Raw genomic sequence first — 17,706 nt, forward strand, 5'->3', positions numbered from 1 at the left:
CCATGGACGAGGGTCTGCGCTTCGCCATCCGCGAGGGCGGCCGCACCGTCGGCGCCGGCGTGGTTGCCAAGATCATCGAGTAACGGCCTAAACAGCCGTAAGGTGGAAGCCGTCGGCCTTCGGGCCGGCGGCTTTTTGCTTTTGTGACCATCTGTGGAATTCCGGTTGACAGCCGGTCCGCCAGGGCATAAACATCCGGCCTCTGGTTTGAGGGTTGGTGGTAGGCAGGTTCGGCCTAGACGCAGCCCGATACGAAGAAGCGCGCTGGAGTTCCAAGCGAACCCGGCCAAAAACATCCCGATCCGCGCAACCCGCGGCGGGGTGTTCTTTTTTCGTCATCGGTTCCTGCATTGCCGAGCACGCCGCCGCCGGGTCCTCCGACCGGGTCGGCCAGGGCGGAAACGCGCGGCCGGCCTGCCGGTCAAGGTTCAAGGTTCGGATGGCGCTCGGCGCCACCGCCACGTTGTGTAAGGGACGTTTGGACATGGATAGTCAGAACATCCGTATTCGCCTGAAGGCGTTCGATCATCGCGTGCTCGACCAGTCGACCAGCGAGATCGTGAACACCGCCAAGCGGACCGGCGCGCGCGTGCGGGGTCCGATCCCGCTGCCGACGCAGATCGAAAAGTTCACCGTCAACCGTTCGCCGCATGTGGACAAGAAGTCCCGCGAGCAGTTCGAGATCCGCACCCACAAGCGGCTCCTGGACATCGTGGACCCGACCCCGCAGACGGTGGACGCGCTGATGAAGCTCGACCTCGCCGCCGGCGTGGACGTCGAGATCAAGCTCTAAGTCTGGTTTTGAGTCGTTAAGGGACCTCTCCACCAACGGATGTCCCTGGCAAGGAGACAACAAGAATGCGATCCGGTCTGATCGCACAGAAGCTGGGCATGACCCGCATCTTCACGGATGAGGGCGAGCACGTTCCGGTGACTGTGCTGAAAGTGGACAACTGCCAGGTCGTCGCCGTTCGCACCGAGGACAAGGACGGCTACACCGCCGTTCAGCTCGGCGCCGGCGCGATCAAGGTGAAGAACGTGACGCAGCCGATGCGCGGGCATTTCGCCAAGGCGCGCGTCGAGCCGAAGCGCAAGCTGGTCGAATTCCGCGTCACCCCCGACGCGCTGATCGAGGTCGGTGCCGAGCTGTCGGTCGCCCACTTCATCCCCGGCCAGTTCGTGGACGTGCAGGGCACCTCCATCGGTAAGGGCTTCGCCGGCGCCATGAAGCGCTGGAACTTCGGCGGTCTGCGTGCCACCCACGGCGTGTCCGTGTCGCACCGTTCGCATGGCTCCACCGGTAACCGCCAGGATCCCGGCAAGGTCTTCAAGAACAAGAAGATGGCCGGCCACCTCGGCGACGAGACGGTCACCGTGATGAACCTGAAGGTCGTCTCGGTGGACGAGAGCCGCGGTCTCATCCTGGTCAAGGGCGCGGTCCCCGGCAGCGAAGGCGGCTGGGTCAAGATCCGCGACGCCGTGAAGCGCAAGCAGCCGGACGGCCTGCCGTTCCCGGCGGCGATCAAGGCTGCCCCGGCGGGTGAAGCCCCGGCCGCGGCGCAGGAGTGAGATCGATGAAGGCCACCATCAAGAACCTGAACAACGAAGCCGTGGGCGAGATCGAGCTCGCCGACGAGATCTTCGGCCTCCAGGTCCGCAGCGACCTGCTGCACCGCATGGTCAACTGGCAGCTGGCCAAGCGCCGCGCCGGTACCCACAAGACCAAGGGCATCAGCGAGATCCGCGGCACCACCAAGAAGCCGTACAAGCAGAAGGGCACCGGCCGCGCCCGCCAGGGCTCGACCCGCTCGCCGCAGTTCCGCGGCGGCGCGACCATCTTCGGCCCGGTCGTCCGCTCGCACGAGCACGGCCTGACCAAGAAGGTCCGCAAGCTGGCGCTCAAGACCGCCCTGTCGGCCAAGGCTGCCGACGGCAAGCTCATCGTCCTCGACGCGGCCACCGCCGAGTCGCACAAGACGAAGGAGCTCGTCGCCCGCTTCGCCAAGCTGGGCCTGACCTCGGTGCTGTTCATCGACGGTGCGAACCTCGACGAGAACTTCGTCAAGGCCTCGCGCAACATCCCGTTGGTGGACGTGCTGCCGGAGCAGGGCGCCAACGTCTACGACATTCTTCGCCGCGACACGCTGGTCCTGACCCGCAACGCGGTCGAGCAGCTGGAGGCTCGTCTGAAATGAGCAAGCAGTCGAAACCTGCGGTGAGCCGCGAGCGGATGTACGACCTCATCCTGGCGCCGGTGATCACCGAGAAGTCGACGATGGCGTCGGAGCACAACCAGGTGACCTTCCGGGTGCCGCTCTCCGCCTCGAAGCCGGAAATCAAGGCTGCCGTGGAAGGCCTGTTCAACGTCAAGGTTACGGCGGTGAACACGCTCATCTCCAAGGGCAAGACCAAGCGTTTCCGCGGCATCGAAGGCCGTCGCTCGGACTTCAAGAAGGCCGTCGTGACCCTCGCCGAGGGGAACAAGATCGACGTGACCACGGGCATCTGAGCGGGAGTGTGATCCGATGGCTCTGAAGCAATACCGCCCGATTACGCCGTCGCTCCGCCAGCTGGTCATCGTCGACCGCTCGGAGCTGTACAAGGGCAAGCCGGTCAAGGCCCTCACCGAGGGTCTGTCCAAGTCCGGCGGGCGTAACAACACCGGCCGCATCACCGCCCGTCGCATGGGTGGCGGTCACAAGCGCGTCTACCGTCTGGTGGACTTCAAGCGCCGCAAGTTCGACGTCCCGGCGACGGTCGAGCGCCTGGAGTACGATCCGAACCGGACCGCCTTCATCGCGCTGATCAAGTACGCCGACGGCACGCTGTCCTACATCCTGGCGCCGCAGCGCATCAAGGTGGGCGACACCGTGATCTCCGGCGAGCGCGTGGACGTGAAGCCCGGCAACGCGATGCCGCTGCGGAGCATCCCGGTCGGCTCGATCGTGCACAACGTCGAGCTGAAGCCCGGCAAGGGCGGCCAGATCGCCCGCTCGGCCGGCACCTACCTGCAGCTGGTCGGCCGCGACAGCGGCTACGCCCAGCTGAAGCTGCCCTCGGGCGAGGTTCGCGTGGTGCGCGGCGACTGCATGGCCACCATCGGCGCCGTGTCGAACCCGGACCAGATGAACACCAATCTGGGCAAGGCCGGCCGCAACCGCTGGCTCGGTCAGCGCCCGGCGGTCCGCGGCGTCGCCATGAACCCGATCGACCACCCGCACGGTGGTGGTGAGGGGCGCACCTCGGGCGGCCGCCACCCGGTCACGCCGTGGGGCAAGCCGACCAAGGGCAAGAAGACGCGTCACAACAAGAAGACCGACGGCCTGATCCTGCGCCGTCGGACGAAGTAAGGAGGTCGGACCGTGGCACGTTCCGTTTGGAAGGGTCCGTTCATCGACGGCTATCTGCTGAAGAAGGCGGAGAAGTCGCGGGCTTCGGGCCGCAACGAGATCATCAAGATCTGGTCCCGTCGTTCGACCATCCTGCCGCAGTTCGTCGGGCTCACGTTCGGCGTTTACAACGGCCATAAGTTTCTGCCGGTGCTGGTGACCGAGAACATGATCGGCCACAAGTTCGGCGAATTCTCTCCGACGCGGACCTTCTACGGCCACGCGGCGGACAAGAAGGCGAAGAGGAAGTAACCGATGGGCAAGCCCGCCAATCCCAGCCGCACCGCTGAGAACGAGGCCAAGGCGTTCGATCCGATGATCCGGACGAGCCCGCGGAAGCTCAACCTCGTCGCCCAGCTGATCCGCAACATGGACGCCAGCCGTGCCGTCGCCGAGCTGACCTTCTCCAAGCGCCGCATCGCCGGCCAGGTGAAGAAGGTTCTGCAGGCGGCCATCGCCAACGCGGAGAACAACCACCAGCTCGACGTGGACAAGCTCTACGTCGCGACCGCCACGGTGGGTAAGGCTCTCGTGATGAAGCGCTTCCACGCCCGCGCCCGCGGCCGTGGCGCCCGCGTCATGAAGCCGTTCTCCAACCTGACGATCATCGTGCGCGAGCGCGAGGAAGCCGCCGAAGGGGCCGAGTAAGATGGGTCAGAAAGTCAATCCGATCGGCCTGCGGGTCGGCATCAACCGCACCTGGGACAGCCGCTGGTTCGCCGGTCGCGACTACGCCAAGCTGCTGCACCAGGACCTGAAGCTGCGTGAGTTCCTGCAGGAGCGCCTCAAGCAGGCCGGCTGCTCGCGCGTCGTCATCGAGCGTCCGGCCAAGAAGGCCCGCGTCACCATCCACTCGGCCCGTCCGGGCGTGGTGATCGGCAAGAAGGGCGCGGACATCGAGAAGCTGCGCGGCGAACTGGCGAAGATGACGGGCTCGGAAGTGAGCCTGAACATCATCGAGATCCGCAAGCCGGAGATCGACGCCCGCCTGATCGCCGAGAACATCGCCAGCCAGCTCGAGCGCCGCGTCGCCTTCCGTCGCGCCATGAAGCGCGCCGTGCAGTCGGCCATGCGTCTCGGCGCCCAGGGCATCCGCATCAACTGCTCGGGTCGTCTGGGCGGTGCGGAGATCGCCCGCATGGAGTGGTACCGCGAGGGTCGCGTTCCGCTGCACACGCTGCGCGCGGACATCGACTACGGCATCGGCACCGCCAAGACCACCTACGGCACCTGCGGTGTCAAGGTGTGGGTGTTCAAGGGCGAGATCCTGGCCCACGATCCGATGGCCCAGGACAAGCGTATGGCCGGCGAGCCGGTCTCCACCGACGGCGAGCACCAGCCGCGCCGCGAGCGCCGCGACCGCGAGGATCGTGGCGACCGCCGCGACCGCCGCGATCGCCGCGGCGCCAGCGAGTAAAGGGATAGAGCGATGCTTTCCCCCAAGCGTACGAAGTACCGCAAGGCCTTCAAGGGCCGCATCCACGGCGTGGCGAAGGGCGGCTACGAGCTGAACTTCGGCGCCTACGGCCTCAAGGCCCTGGAGCCCGAGCGCGTCACCGCCCGGCAGATCGAGGCGGCCCGCCGCGCGATCACCCGCGCCATGAAGCGTCAGGGCCGCGTCTGGATCCGCATCTTCCCGGACGTCCCGGTCACCAGCAAGCCGGCCGAGGTCCGCATGGGCTCCGGTAAGGGTTCGCCCGAGTACTGGGCGGCCCGCGTCAAGCCCGGCCGCATCATGTTCGAGCTGGACGGCGTCCCGTTCGACGTGGCCAAGCTGGCGTTCGAGCTGGCGGCTGCCAAGCTGCCGATCAAGACCAAGATCGTCACCCGCCTCGGCGGTGCTGAGGAGACTGCGGCATGAAGGCCCAGGACATCCGTACCAAGAGCGTGGACGAGCTGAACGACCAGCTCCTCCAGCTCAAGAAGGAGCAGTTCAACCTGCGCTTCCAGAAGGCCTCCGGCCAGCTGGAGAACACCGCGCGGGTTCGTACGGTGCGTCGCGACATCGCGCGCATCAAGACCATCCTCGGCGAGCGTGCCAACGCCGCCGCGGCCGCGAAGTAAGAGGGAGACTGCCAATGCCTCGCCGCGTTCTGCAGGGCACGGTGGTCAGCGACAAGGGCGACAAGACGGTGATCGTCCTCGTCGAGCGTCGCGTGATGCACCCCGTGTACAAGAAGTTCATCCGTCAGTCGAAGAAGTACGCCGCCCACGACGAGAACAACTCGTTCAAGGCCGGCGATACCGTCTCGATCATCGAGTGCCGTCCGATCTCCAAGCGCAAGCGTTGGACGGTCGTGACGGAGTCCGCCGGCTCGACCGGCGCCGCGTGATTAGAAAGGTCTAATCCATGATTCAGATGCAAACCAACCTGGAAGTCGCCGACAATAGCGGGGCGCGCCGGGTGCAGTGCATCAAGGTGCTTGGCGGTTCCAAGCGGAAGGTGGCTTCCGTGGGCGACATCATCGTGGTGTCGGTCAAGGAGGCGATTCCGAAGGGCCGCGTCAAGAAGGGCGACGTGCATCGCGCCGTCATCGTCCGCACCGCGAAGGAACTGCGCCGCGACGATGGTTCGGCGATCCGCTTCGACCGCAACGCCGCCGTGCTGATCAACAAGCAGGGCGAGCCGATCGGCACCCGTATCTTCGGGCCGGTCACCCGCGAGCTGCGCGCGAAGAAGTTCATGAAGATCATCTCGCTGGCGCCGGAGGTGCTGTGATGGCCCAGAAGATCAAGACCAAGGACAAGGTCGTCGTCCTGTCCGGCAAGGACAAGGGCAAGACCGGCGAGGTCGTGAAGGTGCTCCCCAAGGAGGCGCGCGTCGTCGTTGCGGGTGTGAACGTCGTCAAGAAGCACACCCGTCCGTCGGCCCGCTCGCAGGGCGGCATCGTCGAGATCGAGGCGCCGATCCACGTCTCCAACGTCGCTCACGTCGATCCCAAGGACGGCAAGCCGACCCGCGTCGGCTTCAAGGTCCTTGAGGACGGCCGCAAGGTGCGTGTCGCCAAGCGGTCCGGCGAGACCATCGATCTTTGAGGGGCCGGACCATGGCTGCACGTCTTAAGGAAATCTACGACTCCAAGATCCGCGCCGCGCTCAAGAGCGAGTTCGGCTACGGGAACGATCTCGAAGTTCCGCGGCTCGAGAAGATCGTCATCAACATGGGCGTCGGCGAAGCCGTCGCCGACTCCAAGAAGATCCAGAGCGCCGTCGCCGAACTGCAGGCCATCTCCGGCCAGAAGCCGGTGATCACCAAGTCGCGCAAGTCGATCGCCCAGTTCAAGCTGCGCGAGAACATGGCGATCGGCTGCAAGGTGACGCTGCGCCGCGAGCGCATGTACGAGTTCCTGGACCGTCTGGTCACCATCGCGCTGCCGCGCGTCCGCGACTTCCGCGGCGTGTCGGGGACGAGCTTCGACGGCCGTGGCAACTACGCCATGGGCCTGAAGGAGCAGATCATTTTCCCGGAGATCGATTACGACAAGATCGATCAGATCCGCGGCATGGACATCATCATCGTCACCTCGGCGAAGACCGACAAGGAGGCCAAGGCCCTCCTCAAGGGCTTCGACATGCCGTTCGTGGCCTGATAGGCAGGAGCAAGTACATCCATGGCTAAGACCAGCGCTGTCGAGAAGAACAAGCGCCGCGCCAAGCTGGTGAAGCAGTTCGCCAACAAGCGCGCCAAGCTGAAGGCGATCGCCAGGGACCGCTCGCTCTCGCCCGAGGAGCAGTTCCAGGCCCGTCTGAAGCTCGCTGAGCTTCCCCGCAATTCGTCGAAGGTGCGTATCCGCAACCGGTGTGAGCTGTCCGGTCGTCCGCGCGCTTTCTACCGCAAGTTCAAACTGTCGCGCATCGCGCTCCGCGAGCTGGCCTCCACCGGCCAGATCCCGGGCATGGTGAAGTCGAGCTGGTAAGGAGGACCGCAAGATGGCTTTGAGCGATCCCCTCGGCGATATGCTGACCCGCATCCGCAACGGCCAGCGTGCACGCATGTCGTCTGTGGAAAGCCCGGCTTCCAAGCTCCGCACGTCCGTGCTGGAGGTGCTGAAGCGCGAAGGCTACATCCGTGGCTACGCCCAGGAAGAAGTGCGTCCGGGCGTGAGCAACCTGAAGATCGAGCTGAAGTACCACGAGGGAGAGCCTGTCATTAAGGAGATCTCCCGCGTGTCGAAGCCCGGTCGCCGCGTCTACTCGAAGATCGCCGACATGCAGCGGGTCTACAACGGCCTCGGCATCGCGATCCTCTCGACGCCGCGCGGTGTCATGTCGGACAACGAGGCCCGCGCCGCCAACGTCGGCGGCGAAGTCCTCTGCCGCGTGTTCTAAGGAGGCTCACCCGATGTCACGCATTGGCAAGCATCCGGTGGCCGTCCCGGCCGGAGTCGACGTCAGCGTCTCCGGTCAGACCGTCACCGCCAAGGGCAAGCTGGGTCAGCTCAGCGTGACCCTGATCGACGACATCCTCGCCTCCCTCGAGGACGGCAAGGTCGTCGTCAAGCCCCGCAACGACAGCAAGCGCGGCCGCGTCATGTGGGCCACCTCGCGGACCCTGGTGAACAACCTGGTCGTCGGCGTGTCGCAGGGCTACACGATCAACATGGAGATCAACGGCGTCGGCTACCGTGCCGCCGTGCAGGGGCAGGAGCTGGTCATGCAGCTCGGCTATTCGCACGACGTCAAGTTCCCGATCCCGGAGGGCATCTCGATCAAGTGCGACAAGCCCACCGCCATTTCGGTGAGCGGCTACGACAAGCAGAAGGTCGGGCAGGTGGCTGCCGAGATCCGCGCTTGGAAGAAGCCGGAGCCGTACAAGGGCAAGGGCATCAAGTACGACACCGAGACCATCCTCCGCAAGGAAGGCAAGAAGAAGTAGGCCCGCCATGCTGAACTCCAAGCAACTCCAGGAGCGTCGCAAGCAACGCGTGCGCGCTCAGATCGCGAAGAAGGCTGGCGGGCGGCCTCGCCTGTCCATCCACCGCACCAACCTGCACATCTACGCCCAGATCATCGACGATGCCGGCGGCCGCACGGTCGCCGCCGCCTCATCGCTGGAGAAGGATCTGCGGGCCCAGCTCAAGCACGGCGGCAACGTCGAGGCGGCCAAGCGCATCGGCGCTCTGATCGCCGAGCGTGCGAAGGCTGCCGGCGTCTCCGAGGTCGTCTTCGACCGCGGCGGCAACCTTTACCACGGTCGGGTCAAGGCCCTGGCCGAGGCCGCCCGCGAGGGCGGGCTGTCGTTCTAAGGGAGTCCCTGATATGGCACGTGAAAGAGAACGGGGCGACCGCGATCGGCAGCCGCGTGAGCGTGAAGAGAGCGAGCTGATCGAGAAGCTCGTCGGGATCAACCGCGTCGCCAAGGTGGTGAAGGGTGGCCGTCGCTTCGGCTTCGCCGCCCTGGTCATCGTCGGTGACGGCAAGGGCCGCGTCGGCTACGGCTCCGGCAAGGCCCGCGAGGTTCCCGAGGCGATCCGCAAGGCGACCGACCAGGCGAAGCGCGGCATGATCCGCGTTCCGCTGCGCGAGGGCCGCACCCTGCATCACGACACCTTCGGTCACTACGGTGCCGGCAAGGTCGTGCTGCGCGCGGCTCCGGCCGGTACCGGCATCATCGCGGGTGGCCCGATGCGCGCCATCTTCGAGGCGCTCGGCGTGGCCGACGTGGTGACCAAGTCGATCGGCACCTCGAACCCGCACAACATGATCAAGGCGACCTTCGACGCGCTGACCCAGGTGGTCAGCCCGCGTTCGGTGGCCGCCCGCCGCGGCCGTCGCGTCAGCGACATCCTTGGCAAGCGCGAGACCGGCGCCGGCGCCGGCGCCCAGGAGGCGTGATCATGGCCGACAAGAAGACCGTCGTCATCACCCAGACCGGCAGCCCGATCGGCCGCCGCAAGGACCAGCGGGACACGCTGGTCGGTCTGGGCCTGAACAAGCTGCACCGGACCCGCGAGCTGGAGGACACTCCGGCCGTGCGCGGCATGATCGCCAAGGTCGCGCATCTGGTCCGCGTCGAGAACGAGGGCTGAAGGCATGACCAAGCTCAATGATCTCCGGGACAACCCCGGTGCCCGCAAGGAGCGCATGCGCGTCGGCCGCGGTATCGGCTCGGGCAAGGGCAAGACCGCGGGCCGCGGCGTGAAGGGTCAGACCTCGCGCACCGGCGTCGCCATCAACGGCTTCGAAGGCGGCCAGATGCCGCTGCACCGCCGTCTGCCGAAGCGGGGCTTCAGCAAGCCGTTCCGCAAGGTGTACGCGGTCGTCAACCTGGGCTCGATCCAGAAGGCGATCGACGCGGGCAAGCTGGACATCGCCAACGCCATCGACGCCGCGGCCCTGCAGGCCGCCGGCCTGGTGGGCAAGGCGAAGGTGGACGGCGTCCGCCTGCTGGCCAAGGGGGCGCTCACCGCCAAGGTGAACGTCACCGTGACCGGCGCTTCCCAGGCGGCCGTCGAGGCCGTCGAGAAGGCCGGCGGCACCGTGACGGTGACCGAGCCGAAGGCCGAAGCGGCCGAGTGATCGGACGCGCTCGACCCTTGACGGGGGAGGGCGGTTCCCTCACCTAGAAGCGACCATGCGAGGGGCGGTCCTGGTCCAGGGCCGCCCCGTCCGCACGAGTGGCCCATACTCAATTCGGGCCCCATAAAGTTTGGATCGGGGGATAGCAGCCATGGCATCTGCGGCCGAACAGCTTGCCGCGAACATCAACTTCGGCGCGTTCGCGAAAGCGACCGAGCTGAAGAAGCGCATCTGGTTCACCCTGGGCGCCCTGATCATCTACCGCCTGGGCACCTACATCCCGCTGCCGGGCATCGATCCCAACATTCTCGCCGACGTCTTCCGCCGCCAGGGCGGCGGCATCCTCGGCATGTTCGACATGCTGGCCGGCGGCGCGTTGCAGCGCATGACCATCTTCGCGCTCAACATCATGCCGTACATCTCGGCGTCCATCATCGTGCAGCTGCTGACCGCCGTGTCGCCGCAGATGGAGGCGCTGAAGAAGGAAGGTGAGGCCGGCCGCAAGAAGCTCAACCAGTACACCCGCTACGGCACCGTGCTGCTGGCCACCGTGCAGGCCTGGGGCATCGCCGTGGGCATGGAGAGCATGACCGGGTCGCTGGGCCCGGCGGTGCACGATCCGGGGATGTTCTTCCGCCTGACCGCCGTGGTGACGCTGGTCGGCGGCACGCTGTTCCTGATGTGGCTGGGCGAGCAGATCACCGCCCGCGGCATCGGCAACGGCACCTCGCTGATCATCTTCGCGGGCATCGTCGCCGAGCTGCCGAAGGCGCTGGCCAGCACGCTGGAGCTGGGCCGCACCGGCGCGCTCTCCACCGTCTTCATCATCTTCATGCTGCTGATGGCGGTCGGCGTGGTGTTCTTCATCGTCTTCATGGAGCGCGCGCAGCGCCGCCTGCTGGTGCAGTACCCCAAGCGCCAGATGGGCAACCGCATGATGGGCGGCGAATCGACGCACCTGCCGCTGAAGCTCAACACCTCCGGCGTCATCCCGCCGATCTTCGCGTCGTCGCTGCTGCTGCTGCCGCTGACCGCGGTCGGCTTCGCCGGCGGCGAGGGGCCGGAATGGCTGCAGACGGTGTCGCGCATCATCGCGCACGGCACGCCGGTCTACATGTTCCTGTACGCCGCGCTGATCGTCTTCTTCTGCTTCTTCTACACCGCCATCGTCTTCAACCCGACCGAGACGGCCGACAACCTGCGCAAGTACGGCGGCTTCATCCCGGGCATCCGTCCGGGCAAGAACACGTCGGACTACCTGGACTACGTGCTGACCCGGCTGACGGTGATCGGCTCCGCCTACCTGGTGGTGGTCTGCCTGCTGCCCGAGTTTCTGATTGCCCAGCAGTCCGTTCCGTTCTATTTCGGCGGCACCAGTCTGCTGATCGTGGTGTCGGTCACGATGGACACGGTCGGTCAGATCCACTCCCATCTGCTGGCTCACCAGTACGAGGGGTTGATCAAGAAAGCGAAGCTTCGGGGGAAGAAATGAATTTGATCCTGCTTGGTCCGCCGGGTGCGGGTAAGGGAACCCAGGCCCGCCGTCTCGAGGACGCGCGCGGCCTCGTGCAGCTCTCCACCGGCGACATGCTGCGGGCGCTCGTCGCCAGCGGCAGCCCGCTCGGCCAGCAGGCCAAGGAGATCATGACGGCCGGCAAGCTCGTCCCGGACGAGCTGGTCATCCAGATGATCTCCGACCGGATCGACCAGCCGGACGTCAAGGCCGGCTTCATCCTCGACGGCTTCCCGCGCACGGTGGCGCAGGCCGAGGCGCTCGACAAGATGCTGGCCGACAAGGGCCTGAAGCTCGACCATGTGATCGAGATGAAGGTCGATGACGCGGCGCTGACCGAGCGCATCACCGGCCGCTACACCTGCGCCAAGTGCGGCAAGGGCTATCACGACTCGTTCGAGAAGCCGGCGGTCGAGGGCGTGTGCGACGTCTGCGGCTCGACCGAGTTCAAGCGCCGCGCCGACGACAACGCCGAGACGGTGAAGACCCGCCTCGACCAGTACCACGCGCAGACCGCGCCGATCCTGCCGTACTACCGGGAGCGGGGCGTGCTGAAGTCGGTGGACGGCATGGCCGACATCGACGTGGTGACCGAGCAGATCGGCGCGATCCTGGCCTGAGGCCCGGGTCGCCGAAGGAGTAGGGAAGGGGGGCGGCCGTCGGGCTGCCCCTTTCTGTTTTGCGCGCTTGACAAGCGTCCGCATTTTTCTATAGTCCACCACCTCCCGCGGCCAAAGTGGCCCCGGGCGACGTTTTGCGTCCCGAATCGTGCGCAACGGATTCGCGGCGTGATCGGTGTGTAGATGCCCGTCCGGGCATCGTTGAGATATCGAGGAGAGCAACGTGGCGCGTATCGCTGGCGTCAACATCCCCGCGCAGAAGCGCGTGGAGATCGGGTTGACCTACATTCACGGCATTGGCCCGGCCAAGGCTAAGGAAATCTGCAGCAAGCTGAGCATCCCGGCCGAGCGCCGCGTGAACCAGCTGACCGACGACGAGGTCCTGCGCATCCGCGAGACCATCGACGCCGACTACCAGGTCGAAGGCGACCTGCGTCGTGCAACGGCGATGAACATCAAGCGTCTGATGGACATGGCTTGCTACCGTGGCCTGCGCCACCGCAAGGGCCTGCCGGTCCACGGTCAGCGCACTCACACGAACGCCCGCACCCGCAAGGGTCCGGCCAAGCCGATCGCCGGCAAGAAGAAGTAAGGAACTCGGTCCATGGCCAAGCCGTCCGCCGCTTCGCAGCGCCTCCGCCGCCGCGAGCGCAAGAACATCACCGCCGGCGTCGCGCACGTGAACGCCTCGTTCAACAACACGATGATCACCATCACCGACGCGCAGGGCAACACCATCGCCTGGTCGTCGTCGGGCACCATGGGCTTCAAGGGTTCGCGCAAGTCGACCCCCTACGCCGCCCAGGTGGCTGCCGAGGACGCCGGCCGCAAGGCCCAGGAGCACGGCATGAAGACCCTCGAGGTCGAGGTGAAGGGTCCGGGTTCGGGCCGTGAGTCGGCGCTGCGCGCTCTGCAGTCGATCGGCTTCCAGATCACCTCGATCCGCGACGTCACGCCGATCCCGCACAACGGCGTCCGTCCGCCGAAGAAGCGTCGCGTCTGATTTCTGCGCCTACCCGCACCCGCGGGGCTCCCCGTTCCGGGACAGGCGGCCGCTGCCATCGCGGCCGCCGCTGCATTGGAACGGACCGGGCCCCGCGGGTTCGTTCCACTCCGATGGCATGAGGTACCTCCGTGGCCCTTCAGAAGAACTGGCAAGAGCTGATCAAGCCCTCCAAGCTCGAGATCAACCCGGGCGACGACGCCGACCGCGTCGCGACCCTGGTCGCCGAGCCGCTGGAGCGCGGCTTCGGCCTGACGCTGGGCAACGCGCTGCGCCGCGTCCTGCTCTCCTCGCTCCAGGGCGCCGCCGTCACGTCGGTGCACATCGACGGCGTGCTGCACGAATTCTCCTCGATCCCCGGCGTCCGTGAGGACGTGACCGACATCGTCCTGAACATCAAGACGATGGGCCTGCGCATGCACGGCGACGGTCCGAAGCGCATGCGCCTGCGCGCCGAAGGCCCGGGCGAGGTCAAGGCCGGCATGATCGAGACCGGCGCCGACATCCAGGTCATGGACCCGGATCTGGTCATCTGCACGCTGGACTCCGGCGCGCGGCTGAACATGGAGCTGACGGTCGAGACCGGCAAGGGCTACGTCCCGGCCAGCCAGAACCGCCCCGAGGACGCGCCGATCGGCCTGATCCCGGTGGACGCGCTGTTCTCGCCGGTGCGCAAGGTCTCCTACAAGGTCGACAACGCCCGCGTCGGCCAGGTCACCGACTACGACAAGCTGTCGATGAGCATCGAGACCAACGGCGCCGTCCGCCCGGACGACGCGGTGGCGCTCGCCGCCCGCATCCTGCAGGACCAGCTGCAGCTGTTCATCAACTTCGAGGAGCCGACGCACCACGTCGCCGAGGAGAAGCACGAGGAGGTTCCGTTCAACAAGAACCTGCTCCGCAAGGTGGACGAGCTGGAGCTGTCGGTGCGTTCGGCCAACTGCCTGAAGAACGACAACATCGTCTACATCGGCGACCTGGTGCAGAAGACCGAGGCGGAGATGCTCCGCACCCCGAACTTCGGCCGCAAGTCGCTGAACGAGATCAAGGAAGTGCTCGCCCAGATGGGCCTGCACCTGGGTATGGAAATCCCGAACTGGCCGCCCGAGAACATCGAGGAACTGGCCAAGCGTCTGGAAGAGCCGTACTAAGCACCCGTTGCCGCGCCGGGGCCGCAGGGCTCCGGCGTTCTTCCAGGGCCGCTTCGGCCCGCCCCGCACCGTACCGGCCGTTTTCGGCTCTAGGGGCGGTGGGGATCACCATCGGCTCCCCGAGGGGGGCCAAGCCATGAGAGGGAATCGCCATGCGTCACGGCGTTGCTGGACGTAAGCTGAGCAAGACCACCACCCACCGCAAGGCCATGTTCTCGAACATGGCGAACGCGCTGATCAAGCACGAGCAGATCAAGACCACCCTGCCCAAGGCCAAGGAGCTGCGTCCGATCGTCGAGAAGCTGATCACGCTGGGCAAGCAGGGTGGCCTCGCCAACCGCCGCCTGGCGTTCGCGCAGCTGCGCGACGACGTCATGGTGACCAAGCTGTTCACCACCCTGGCCGAGCGCTACAAGGACCGCCAGGGCGGCTACAGCCGCGTCCTGAAGGCCGGCTTCCGCTATGGCGACGCCGCCGCCATGGGCGTGATCGAGCTGGTCGACCGCGATCCGGAGGCCAAGGGCCAGGACAGCGGCCCGGTCGAGGTCGCCGAGGCTGACGCCGAGTCGTAAGACCGGTGTAACACTGTTGTGATAGACGGGTATCCCCATGCCCGCCGAGGATCGCCCCCTCTCCGGTTCGCCCGGGGAGGGGGTTTTCTCTTTCAGGGGACTGTTATCGTTCCATGTTGCGACCGCTGTACAACTGGATCCTGGCGCGCGCCGCCCGCAAGGACGCGGTGTGGTGGATGGCCGGCGTGTCCTTCGCCGAAAGCTCGTTCTTCCCGCTGCCGCCGGACATCATGCTGGTGCCGATGTGCCTGGCGCAGCCGAAGAAGCTCTGGCGCTACACCAACCTCTGCGCCTTCGCCTCGCTGCTCGGCGGCGCCTTCGGCTACGCGCTGGGATATTTCCTGTTCGAGAGCGTCGGGCGGCTGGTCATCGACCTCTACGACGCGCAGGAGTCGTTCGAGCGCTTCCAGGACATGTTCGCGCTGTACGGCCCGTGGTTCCTGATCCTCAAGGGCGTCACGCCGATTCCCTACAAGCTGCTGACCATCACCGCCGGCTTCGCCAAGCTGGACTTCACCATCTTCATGCTGTGCTCGGTGGTGGCGCGCTTCTCGCGCTTCTACATGATCGCCATCCTGCTGCACTTCTACGGCCCGCAGGTGCAGGAGATCATCGAGAAGCGGCTGATGCTGGTCACCACCGTGCTGCTGGTGATCGTCATCGGCGGGCTGCTGAGCTTCAAGCTGGTGTGACGACCTTCGGTCCCCGCCAAGCCGCTGGATGGACGACAAGAATCCACACGGATTGCACGGATTTTTCATGGATTACACGGATCTATTTTATTCATGCACCGCCACGGCTGGCGGGCAGGCCCAGGATTTGGCGAGCATAAAAATCCGTGTAATCCGTGCCTTAATCCGCGAAATCCGTGTGAATGTTGCCTCGGTCGCGTAACCCGCGGGATCTCCAGGTCGAGTCTCAGCGCGGCGTGCCCTGGTCCTGCCGGTTGCGTTCCTCCGGCGTCATGTGGGTGCGCTCGCGGCGCTCGCGCATCACGATGACAGCGAGCGCCGCCGCGATGAACACGCCGCCGAGAATCGGGAAGATCGCCTCGCCGACCGTGAAGCCGGGCAGCGCCAGCATCCGCCCGACCAGCATCAGCAGGCCGAGCCCCAACAGCACGGCGAAGAACACCACCGTGCTACGCCGTCGTGCCGGCTTGTCCTGGATGTGCGAGTTCATTTGGGCCGTTCCCTTTCCGCGTGCGATCCCGGCATAGTGCGTGTGTCCCCGGGCCGGATCCGGGGCGCCTTCCGGCACACCATACAACGATAAGGAAGCAGGCAAGCCGATGTTCCGTCCGATCCCCGCCCTGGCCGCCGCCATTGTGCTGACGCTGCTGGCCGGTTGCAGCATGCCGCTCCAGCGCTCGCAGCCGTCGCGCAGTTCTTCGTCGGAAGCCATCGCCGGGCCGGATTGCCGGGCGCATTGCGAGCGCAGCTACCGGGTCTGCATGGATTCGGCCGCTCCCCGCCGCGGCAGCGAGGACGAGCGCCGCGACCGCCTGTTCGGCCCGACCGCCGGCTGCGAGGAGCAGATGCGCTCGTGCTTCCGGGGCTGCGCGCCGGTCCAGTAAGCCCGACTCGGGGTGCCGTGATGGCCCGCAAACCGCCCGGCGACGCCGGGAACAGCCTGTTCGAATCGGAGGCCCCGCGGCCTCTGGCCGACCGGCTGCGCCCGCGCACGCTCGCCGAGGTGGTCGGGCAGGAGCACCTGCTGAAGCCCGACGGCCCGGTCGGCCGCATGGTGGCGGCGCACCGTCTGGCGTCGATGATCCTGTGGGGGCCGCCGGGCTGCGGCAAGACCACCATCGCCCGCCTGCTGGCGCAGACCACCGACCTGCACTTCGAGCCGCTGTCGGCGGTGTTCTCCGGCGTCGCCGACCTGCGCAAGGTGTTCGAGGCGGCGCGCGCCCGGCGCACGGCCGGGCAGGGGACGCTGCTGTTCATCGACGAGATCCACCGCTTCAACCGCTCGCAGCAGGACGGCTTCCTGCCCTACGTCGAGGACGGCACGGTGACGCTGGTCGGCGCCACCACCGAGAACCCGTCCTTCGAGCTGAACGCCGCCTTGCTCAGCCGCGCCCAGGTGTTCGTGCTGAACCGCCTGGACGACGCGGCGCTGGAGAAGCTGCTGGGCCGCGCCGAGGCGGAGGTCGGCCGCCCCCTGCCGCTCGACCCCGACGCCCGCGCCGCGCTGAAGGCGATGGCCGACGGCGACGGCCGCTTCTGCCTGAACCTGTGCGAGGAGCTGTTCGCCCTGCCGGAGGGCACCGTGCTCGACACCAACGCGCTCGCCACCACGATCCAGCGCCGGGCGCCGCTGTACGACAAGGCGCAGGAGGGGCACTACAACCTCATCAGCGCGCTGCACAAGTCGCTGCGGGGCTCCGACACGGATGCGGCGCTGTACTGGTTCGCCCGCATGCTGGCCGGCGGCGAGGACCCGCGCTACATCGCGCGCCGCCTGTGCCGCTTCGCGGTGGAGGACATCGGCCTCGCCGATCCCAACGCGCTGACCCAGGCCATGGCCGCCTGGGAGGCGTACGAGCGCCTGGGTTCGCCCGAGGGCGAACTGGCCATCGCGCAGCTGGTGATCTACCTGGGCACGGCGCCGAAGTCGAACGCCGCCTACACGGCGTACAAGGCGGCGGTGCGCGCTGCGGGCGAGACCGGCTCGCTGATGCCGCCCAAGCACATCCTGAACGCGCCGACTAGGCTGATGAAGCAGATCGGCTACGGCAAGGGCTACGAGTACGATCACGACACGGCGGAGGGCTTCTCCGGCCAGAACTACTTCCCCGACGGCATGGCGCGGCGAGAATTCTACCAGCCGGTGGAACGCGGCTTCGAGCGGGAGATCCGCAAGCGGCTGGACTACTGGGCCAAGCTCAGGGACCGGAAGGCGGGCGAGGGGTGATTGACGCCATATCCTTGAGG

At 66.6% G+C, this 17,706-nt stretch carries 32 protein-coding genes; 31 read left to right on the top strand and 1 reads right to left on the bottom strand.

What is annotated here, in order from left to right; translation table 11 throughout:
* The 29 genes from TSO221_RS18995 to TSO221_RS19135 form a co-directional block, all read left to right on the top strand.
* A partial coding sequence (locus TSO221_RS18995) for a hypothetical protein (protein ID WP_078767514.1) occupies nucleotides 1-83 on the top strand: 83 nt, incomplete at its 5' end.
* 401 nt (nucleotides 84-484) lie between these two features.
* The gene (rpsJ, locus tag TSO221_RS19000) at nucleotides 485-793 is read left to right on the top strand and encodes a 30S ribosomal protein S10 (RefSeq protein WP_014241039.1); all 309 of its coding nucleotides are present in this window, start codon (nucleotides 485-487) and stop codon (nucleotides 791-793) included.
* 65 nt (nucleotides 794-858) lie between these two features.
* The gene (gene rplC, locus TSO221_RS19005; RefSeq protein WP_109120093.1) at nucleotides 859-1,569 is read left to right on the top strand and encodes a 50S ribosomal protein L3; all 711 of its coding nucleotides are present in this window, start codon (nucleotides 859-861) and stop codon (nucleotides 1,567-1,569) included.
* 5 nt (nucleotides 1,570-1,574) lie between these two features.
* Nucleotides 1,575-2,195, top strand: a complete 621-nt coding sequence (gene rplD, locus TSO221_RS19010) for a 50S ribosomal protein L4 (protein WP_109120094.1) — start codon at nucleotides 1,575-1,577, stop codon at nucleotides 2,193-2,195.
* On the top strand, nucleotides 2,192-2,509 hold the full coding sequence (locus tag TSO221_RS19015) for a 50S ribosomal protein L23 (RefSeq protein ID WP_109120095.1): 318 nt from the start codon (nucleotides 2,192-2,194) through the stop codon (nucleotides 2,507-2,509). Before rplD ends, TSO221_RS19015 begins: the two co-directional genes overlap by 4 nt.
* Before the next feature lie 16 nt (nucleotides 2,510-2,525).
* The gene (gene rplB / locus TSO221_RS19020; protein WP_109120096.1) at nucleotides 2,526-3,350 is read left to right on the top strand and encodes a 50S ribosomal protein L2; all 825 of its coding nucleotides are present in this window, start codon (nucleotides 2,526-2,528) and stop codon (nucleotides 3,348-3,350) included.
* A 12-nt stretch (nucleotides 3,351-3,362) separates the two neighbouring features.
* A complete protein-coding gene (gene rpsS / locus TSO221_RS19025) occupies nucleotides 3,363-3,641 on the top strand; it encodes a 30S ribosomal protein S19 (RefSeq protein ID WP_109120097.1) in 279 nt (92 codons plus the stop codon).
* Nucleotides 3,642-3,644: 3 nt separating this feature from the next.
* Nucleotides 3,645-4,037 carry a 50S ribosomal protein L22 gene (gene rplV, locus TSO221_RS19030; protein WP_109120098.1) on the top strand — a complete coding sequence of 131 codons (393 nt, stop codon included), beginning with the start codon at nucleotides 3,645-3,647 and terminating at the stop codon, nucleotides 4,035-4,037.
* A gap of 1 nt (nucleotide 4,038) precedes the next feature.
* Nucleotides 4,039-4,806, top strand: a complete 768-nt coding sequence (gene rpsC / locus TSO221_RS19035) for a 30S ribosomal protein S3 (RefSeq protein ID WP_109120099.1) — start codon at nucleotides 4,039-4,041, stop codon at nucleotides 4,804-4,806.
* A 12-nt stretch (nucleotides 4,807-4,818) separates the two neighbouring features.
* Nucleotides 4,819-5,250: a 50S ribosomal protein L16 gene (rplP, locus tag TSO221_RS19040; RefSeq protein ID WP_109120100.1), complete on the top strand. Its 432-nt coding sequence runs from the start codon at nucleotides 4,819-4,821 to the stop codon at nucleotides 5,248-5,250.
* Nucleotides 5,247-5,453: a 50S ribosomal protein L29 gene (gene rpmC / locus TSO221_RS19045; protein ID WP_109120101.1), complete on the top strand. Its 207-nt coding sequence runs from the start codon at nucleotides 5,247-5,249 to the stop codon at nucleotides 5,451-5,453. The genes rplP and rpmC overlap by 4 nt, the downstream gene beginning before the upstream one ends.
* 14 nt (nucleotides 5,454-5,467) lie before the next feature.
* Nucleotides 5,468-5,722, top strand: a complete 255-nt coding sequence (gene rpsQ / locus TSO221_RS19050; protein ID WP_109120102.1) for a 30S ribosomal protein S17 — start codon at nucleotides 5,468-5,470, stop codon at nucleotides 5,720-5,722.
* Between the two features lie 17 nt (nucleotides 5,723-5,739).
* On the top strand, nucleotides 5,740-6,108 hold the full coding sequence (gene rplN, locus TSO221_RS19055; protein ID WP_109120103.1) for a 50S ribosomal protein L14: 369 nt from the start codon (nucleotides 5,740-5,742) through the stop codon (nucleotides 6,106-6,108).
* On the top strand, nucleotides 6,105-6,425 hold the full coding sequence (gene rplX, locus TSO221_RS19060) for a 50S ribosomal protein L24 (RefSeq protein ID WP_211099133.1): 321 nt from the start codon (nucleotides 6,105-6,107) through the stop codon (nucleotides 6,423-6,425). The genes rplN and rplX overlap by 4 nt, the downstream gene beginning before the upstream one ends.
* An 11-nt stretch (nucleotides 6,426-6,436) precedes the next feature.
* Entirely contained in the window at nucleotides 6,437-6,979 is a 543-nt protein-coding gene (gene rplE, locus TSO221_RS19065; protein ID WP_109120105.1) for a 50S ribosomal protein L5, read from the top strand.
* A 21-nt stretch (nucleotides 6,980-7,000) separates the two neighbouring features.
* The gene (rpsN, locus tag TSO221_RS19070) at nucleotides 7,001-7,306 is read left to right on the top strand and encodes a 30S ribosomal protein S14 (protein ID WP_109120106.1); all 306 of its coding nucleotides are present in this window, start codon (nucleotides 7,001-7,003) and stop codon (nucleotides 7,304-7,306) included.
* A gap of 13 nt (nucleotides 7,307-7,319) precedes the next feature.
* Nucleotides 7,320-7,718 (top strand): 30S ribosomal protein S8, encoded by a 399-nt coding sequence (rpsH, locus tag TSO221_RS19075; RefSeq protein ID WP_109120107.1) that lies wholly within the window; start codon nucleotides 7,320-7,322, stop codon nucleotides 7,716-7,718.
* A gap of 13 nt (nucleotides 7,719-7,731) precedes the next feature.
* The gene (gene rplF / locus TSO221_RS19080; protein ID WP_109120108.1) at nucleotides 7,732-8,265 is read left to right on the top strand and encodes a 50S ribosomal protein L6; all 534 of its coding nucleotides are present in this window, start codon (nucleotides 7,732-7,734) and stop codon (nucleotides 8,263-8,265) included.
* A gap of 7 nt (nucleotides 8,266-8,272) precedes the next feature.
* Nucleotides 8,273-8,635 (top strand): 50S ribosomal protein L18, encoded by a 363-nt coding sequence (gene rplR / locus TSO221_RS19085; RefSeq protein WP_109120109.1) that lies wholly within the window; start codon nucleotides 8,273-8,275, stop codon nucleotides 8,633-8,635.
* A gap of 13 nt (nucleotides 8,636-8,648) precedes the next feature.
* Nucleotides 8,649-9,224: a 30S ribosomal protein S5 gene (rpsE, locus tag TSO221_RS19090; RefSeq protein WP_109120110.1), complete on the top strand. Its 576-nt coding sequence runs from the start codon at nucleotides 8,649-8,651 to the stop codon at nucleotides 9,222-9,224.
* Between the two features lie 2 nt (nucleotides 9,225-9,226).
* On the top strand, nucleotides 9,227-9,418 hold the full coding sequence (gene rpmD, locus TSO221_RS19095) for a 50S ribosomal protein L30 (protein WP_109120111.1): 192 nt from the start codon (nucleotides 9,227-9,229) through the stop codon (nucleotides 9,416-9,418).
* A gap of 4 nt (nucleotides 9,419-9,422) precedes the next feature.
* Complete coding sequence (gene rplO / locus TSO221_RS19100; protein WP_109120112.1) at nucleotides 9,423-9,908, top strand: 50S ribosomal protein L15; 486 nt, start codon at nucleotides 9,423-9,425, stop codon at nucleotides 9,906-9,908.
* A gap of 151 nt (nucleotides 9,909-10,059) precedes the next feature.
* Nucleotides 10,060-11,400, top strand: a complete 1,341-nt coding sequence (gene secY, locus TSO221_RS19105) for a preprotein translocase subunit SecY (RefSeq protein ID WP_109120113.1) — start codon at nucleotides 10,060-10,062, stop codon at nucleotides 11,398-11,400.
* Nucleotides 11,397-12,041 (top strand): adenylate kinase, encoded by a 645-nt coding sequence (locus TSO221_RS19110; RefSeq protein WP_109120114.1) that lies wholly within the window; start codon nucleotides 11,397-11,399, stop codon nucleotides 12,039-12,041. The genes secY and TSO221_RS19110 overlap by 4 nt, the downstream gene beginning before the upstream one ends.
* 223 nt (nucleotides 12,042-12,264) lie before the next feature.
* Complete coding sequence (rpsM, locus tag TSO221_RS19115) at nucleotides 12,265-12,633, top strand: 30S ribosomal protein S13 (RefSeq protein ID WP_109120115.1); 369 nt, start codon at nucleotides 12,265-12,267, stop codon at nucleotides 12,631-12,633.
* 12 nt (nucleotides 12,634-12,645) lie between these two features.
* Nucleotides 12,646-13,044 (top strand): 30S ribosomal protein S11, encoded by a 399-nt coding sequence (gene rpsK / locus TSO221_RS19120; RefSeq protein ID WP_012974490.1) that lies wholly within the window; start codon nucleotides 12,646-12,648, stop codon nucleotides 13,042-13,044.
* A gap of 131 nt (nucleotides 13,045-13,175) precedes the next feature.
* Nucleotides 13,176-14,195, top strand: a complete 1,020-nt coding sequence (locus tag TSO221_RS19125; protein ID WP_109120116.1) for a DNA-directed RNA polymerase subunit alpha — start codon at nucleotides 13,176-13,178, stop codon at nucleotides 14,193-14,195.
* Nucleotides 14,196-14,347: 152 nt separating this feature from the next.
* Nucleotides 14,348-14,767 carry a 50S ribosomal protein L17 gene (rplQ, locus tag TSO221_RS19130; protein WP_109120117.1) on the top strand — a complete coding sequence of 140 codons (420 nt, stop codon included), beginning with the start codon at nucleotides 14,348-14,350 and terminating at the stop codon, nucleotides 14,765-14,767.
* A 113-nt stretch (nucleotides 14,768-14,880) separates the two neighbouring features.
* On the top strand, nucleotides 14,881-15,459 hold the full coding sequence (locus TSO221_RS19135) for a YqaA family protein (protein ID WP_109120118.1): 579 nt from the start codon (nucleotides 14,881-14,883) through the stop codon (nucleotides 15,457-15,459).
* Between the two features lie 226 nt (nucleotides 15,460-15,685).
* On the opposite strand, the gene TSO221_RS19140 is transcribed toward TSO221_RS19135, so the two are convergent.
* A complete protein-coding gene (locus tag TSO221_RS19140; protein WP_109120119.1) occupies nucleotides 15,686-15,949 on the bottom strand; it encodes a hypothetical protein in 264 nt (87 codons plus the stop codon).
* Between the two features lie 109 nt (nucleotides 15,950-16,058).
* Between TSO221_RS19140 and TSO221_RS19145 the strand changes: the two genes are divergently transcribed.
* The gene (locus TSO221_RS19145) at nucleotides 16,059-16,343 is read left to right on the top strand and encodes a hypothetical protein (RefSeq protein WP_109120120.1); all 285 of its coding nucleotides are present in this window, start codon (nucleotides 16,059-16,061) and stop codon (nucleotides 16,341-16,343) included.
* A 20-nt stretch (nucleotides 16,344-16,363) separates the two neighbouring features.
* Nucleotides 16,364-17,686 carry a replication-associated recombination protein A gene (locus TSO221_RS19150; protein WP_109120121.1) on the top strand — a complete coding sequence of 441 codons (1,323 nt, stop codon included), beginning with the start codon at nucleotides 16,364-16,366 and terminating at the stop codon, nucleotides 17,684-17,686.
* The last annotated feature ends 20 nt before the right edge of the window (nucleotides 17,687-17,706 follow it).

This window comes from Azospirillum sp. TSO22-1 (assembly GCF_003116015.1).
Classification (GTDB): domain Bacteria; phylum Pseudomonadota; class Alphaproteobacteria; order Azospirillales; family Azospirillaceae; genus Azospirillum.

Bases quoted from the DNA above. Each gene is read 5' to 3' on its own strand.
- TSO221_RS19015 (WP_109120095.1), top strand. From the start codon at position 2,192: ATGAGCAAGCAGTCGAAACCTGCGGTGAGCCGCGAGCGGATGTACGAC.
- rpsC (WP_109120099.1), top strand. From the start codon at position 4,039: ATGGGTCAGAAAGTCAATCCGATCGGCCTGCGGGTCGGCATCAACCGC.
- TSO221_RS19140 (WP_109120119.1), bottom strand. From the start codon at position 15,949: ATGAACTCGCACATCCAGGACAAGCCGGCACGACGGCGTAGCACGGTG.
- rplC (WP_109120093.1), top strand. From the start codon at position 859: ATGCGATCCGGTCTGATCGCACAGAAGCTGGGCATGACCCGCATCTTC.
- rpsJ (WP_014241039.1), top strand. From the start codon at position 485: ATGGATAGTCAGAACATCCGTATTCGCCTGAAGGCGTTCGATCATCGC.
- rpsQ (WP_109120102.1), top strand. From the start codon at position 5,468: ATGCCTCGCCGCGTTCTGCAGGGCACGGTGGTCAGCGACAAGGGCGAC.
- rplO (WP_109120112.1), top strand. From the start codon at position 9,423: ATGACCAAGCTCAATGATCTCCGGGACAACCCCGGTGCCCGCAAGGAG.
- rplE (WP_109120105.1), top strand. From the start codon at position 6,437: ATGGCTGCACGTCTTAAGGAAATCTACGACTCCAAGATCCGCGCCGCG.
- TSO221_RS19150 (WP_109120121.1), top strand. From the start codon at position 16,364: ATGGCCCGCAAACCGCCCGGCGACGCCGGGAACAGCCTGTTCGAATCG.
- rpsK (WP_012974490.1), top strand. From the start codon at position 12,646: ATGGCCAAGCCGTCCGCCGCTTCGCAGCGCCTCCGCCGCCGCGAGCGC.
- rplD (WP_109120094.1), top strand. From the start codon at position 1,575: ATGAAGGCCACCATCAAGAACCTGAACAACGAAGCCGTGGGCGAGATC.
- rplQ (WP_109120117.1), top strand. From the start codon at position 14,348: ATGCGTCACGGCGTTGCTGGACGTAAGCTGAGCAAGACCACCACCCAC.
- TSO221_RS19135 (WP_109120118.1), top strand. From the start codon at position 14,881: ATGTTGCGACCGCTGTACAACTGGATCCTGGCGCGCGCCGCCCGCAAG.
- secY (WP_109120113.1), top strand. From the start codon at position 10,060: ATGGCATCTGCGGCCGAACAGCTTGCCGCGAACATCAACTTCGGCGCG.
- rplB (WP_109120096.1), top strand. From the start codon at position 2,526: ATGGCTCTGAAGCAATACCGCCCGATTACGCCGTCGCTCCGCCAGCTG.
- rplF (WP_109120108.1), top strand. From the start codon at position 7,732: ATGTCACGCATTGGCAAGCATCCGGTGGCCGTCCCGGCCGGAGTCGAC.
- rpmC (WP_109120101.1), top strand. From the start codon at position 5,247: ATGAAGGCCCAGGACATCCGTACCAAGAGCGTGGACGAGCTGAACGAC.
- rplP (WP_109120100.1), top strand. From the start codon at position 4,819: ATGCTTTCCCCCAAGCGTACGAAGTACCGCAAGGCCTTCAAGGGCCGC.
- rpsN (WP_109120106.1), top strand. From the start codon at position 7,001: ATGGCTAAGACCAGCGCTGTCGAGAAGAACAAGCGCCGCGCCAAGCTG.
- rpsH (WP_109120107.1), top strand. From the start codon at position 7,320: ATGGCTTTGAGCGATCCCCTCGGCGATATGCTGACCCGCATCCGCAAC.
- TSO221_RS19110 (WP_109120114.1), top strand. From the start codon at position 11,397: ATGAATTTGATCCTGCTTGGTCCGCCGGGTGCGGGTAAGGGAACCCAG.
- TSO221_RS19145 (WP_109120120.1), top strand. From the start codon at position 16,059: ATGTTCCGTCCGATCCCCGCCCTGGCCGCCGCCATTGTGCTGACGCTG.
- rpsE (WP_109120110.1), top strand. From the start codon at position 8,649: ATGGCACGTGAAAGAGAACGGGGCGACCGCGATCGGCAGCCGCGTGAG.
- rplN (WP_109120103.1), top strand. From the start codon at position 5,740: ATGATTCAGATGCAAACCAACCTGGAAGTCGCCGACAATAGCGGGGCG.
- rpmD (WP_109120111.1), top strand. From the start codon at position 9,227: ATGGCCGACAAGAAGACCGTCGTCATCACCCAGACCGGCAGCCCGATC.
- rplR (WP_109120109.1), top strand. From the start codon at position 8,273: ATGCTGAACTCCAAGCAACTCCAGGAGCGTCGCAAGCAACGCGTGCGC.
- rplV (WP_109120098.1), top strand. From the start codon at position 3,645: ATGGGCAAGCCCGCCAATCCCAGCCGCACCGCTGAGAACGAGGCCAAG.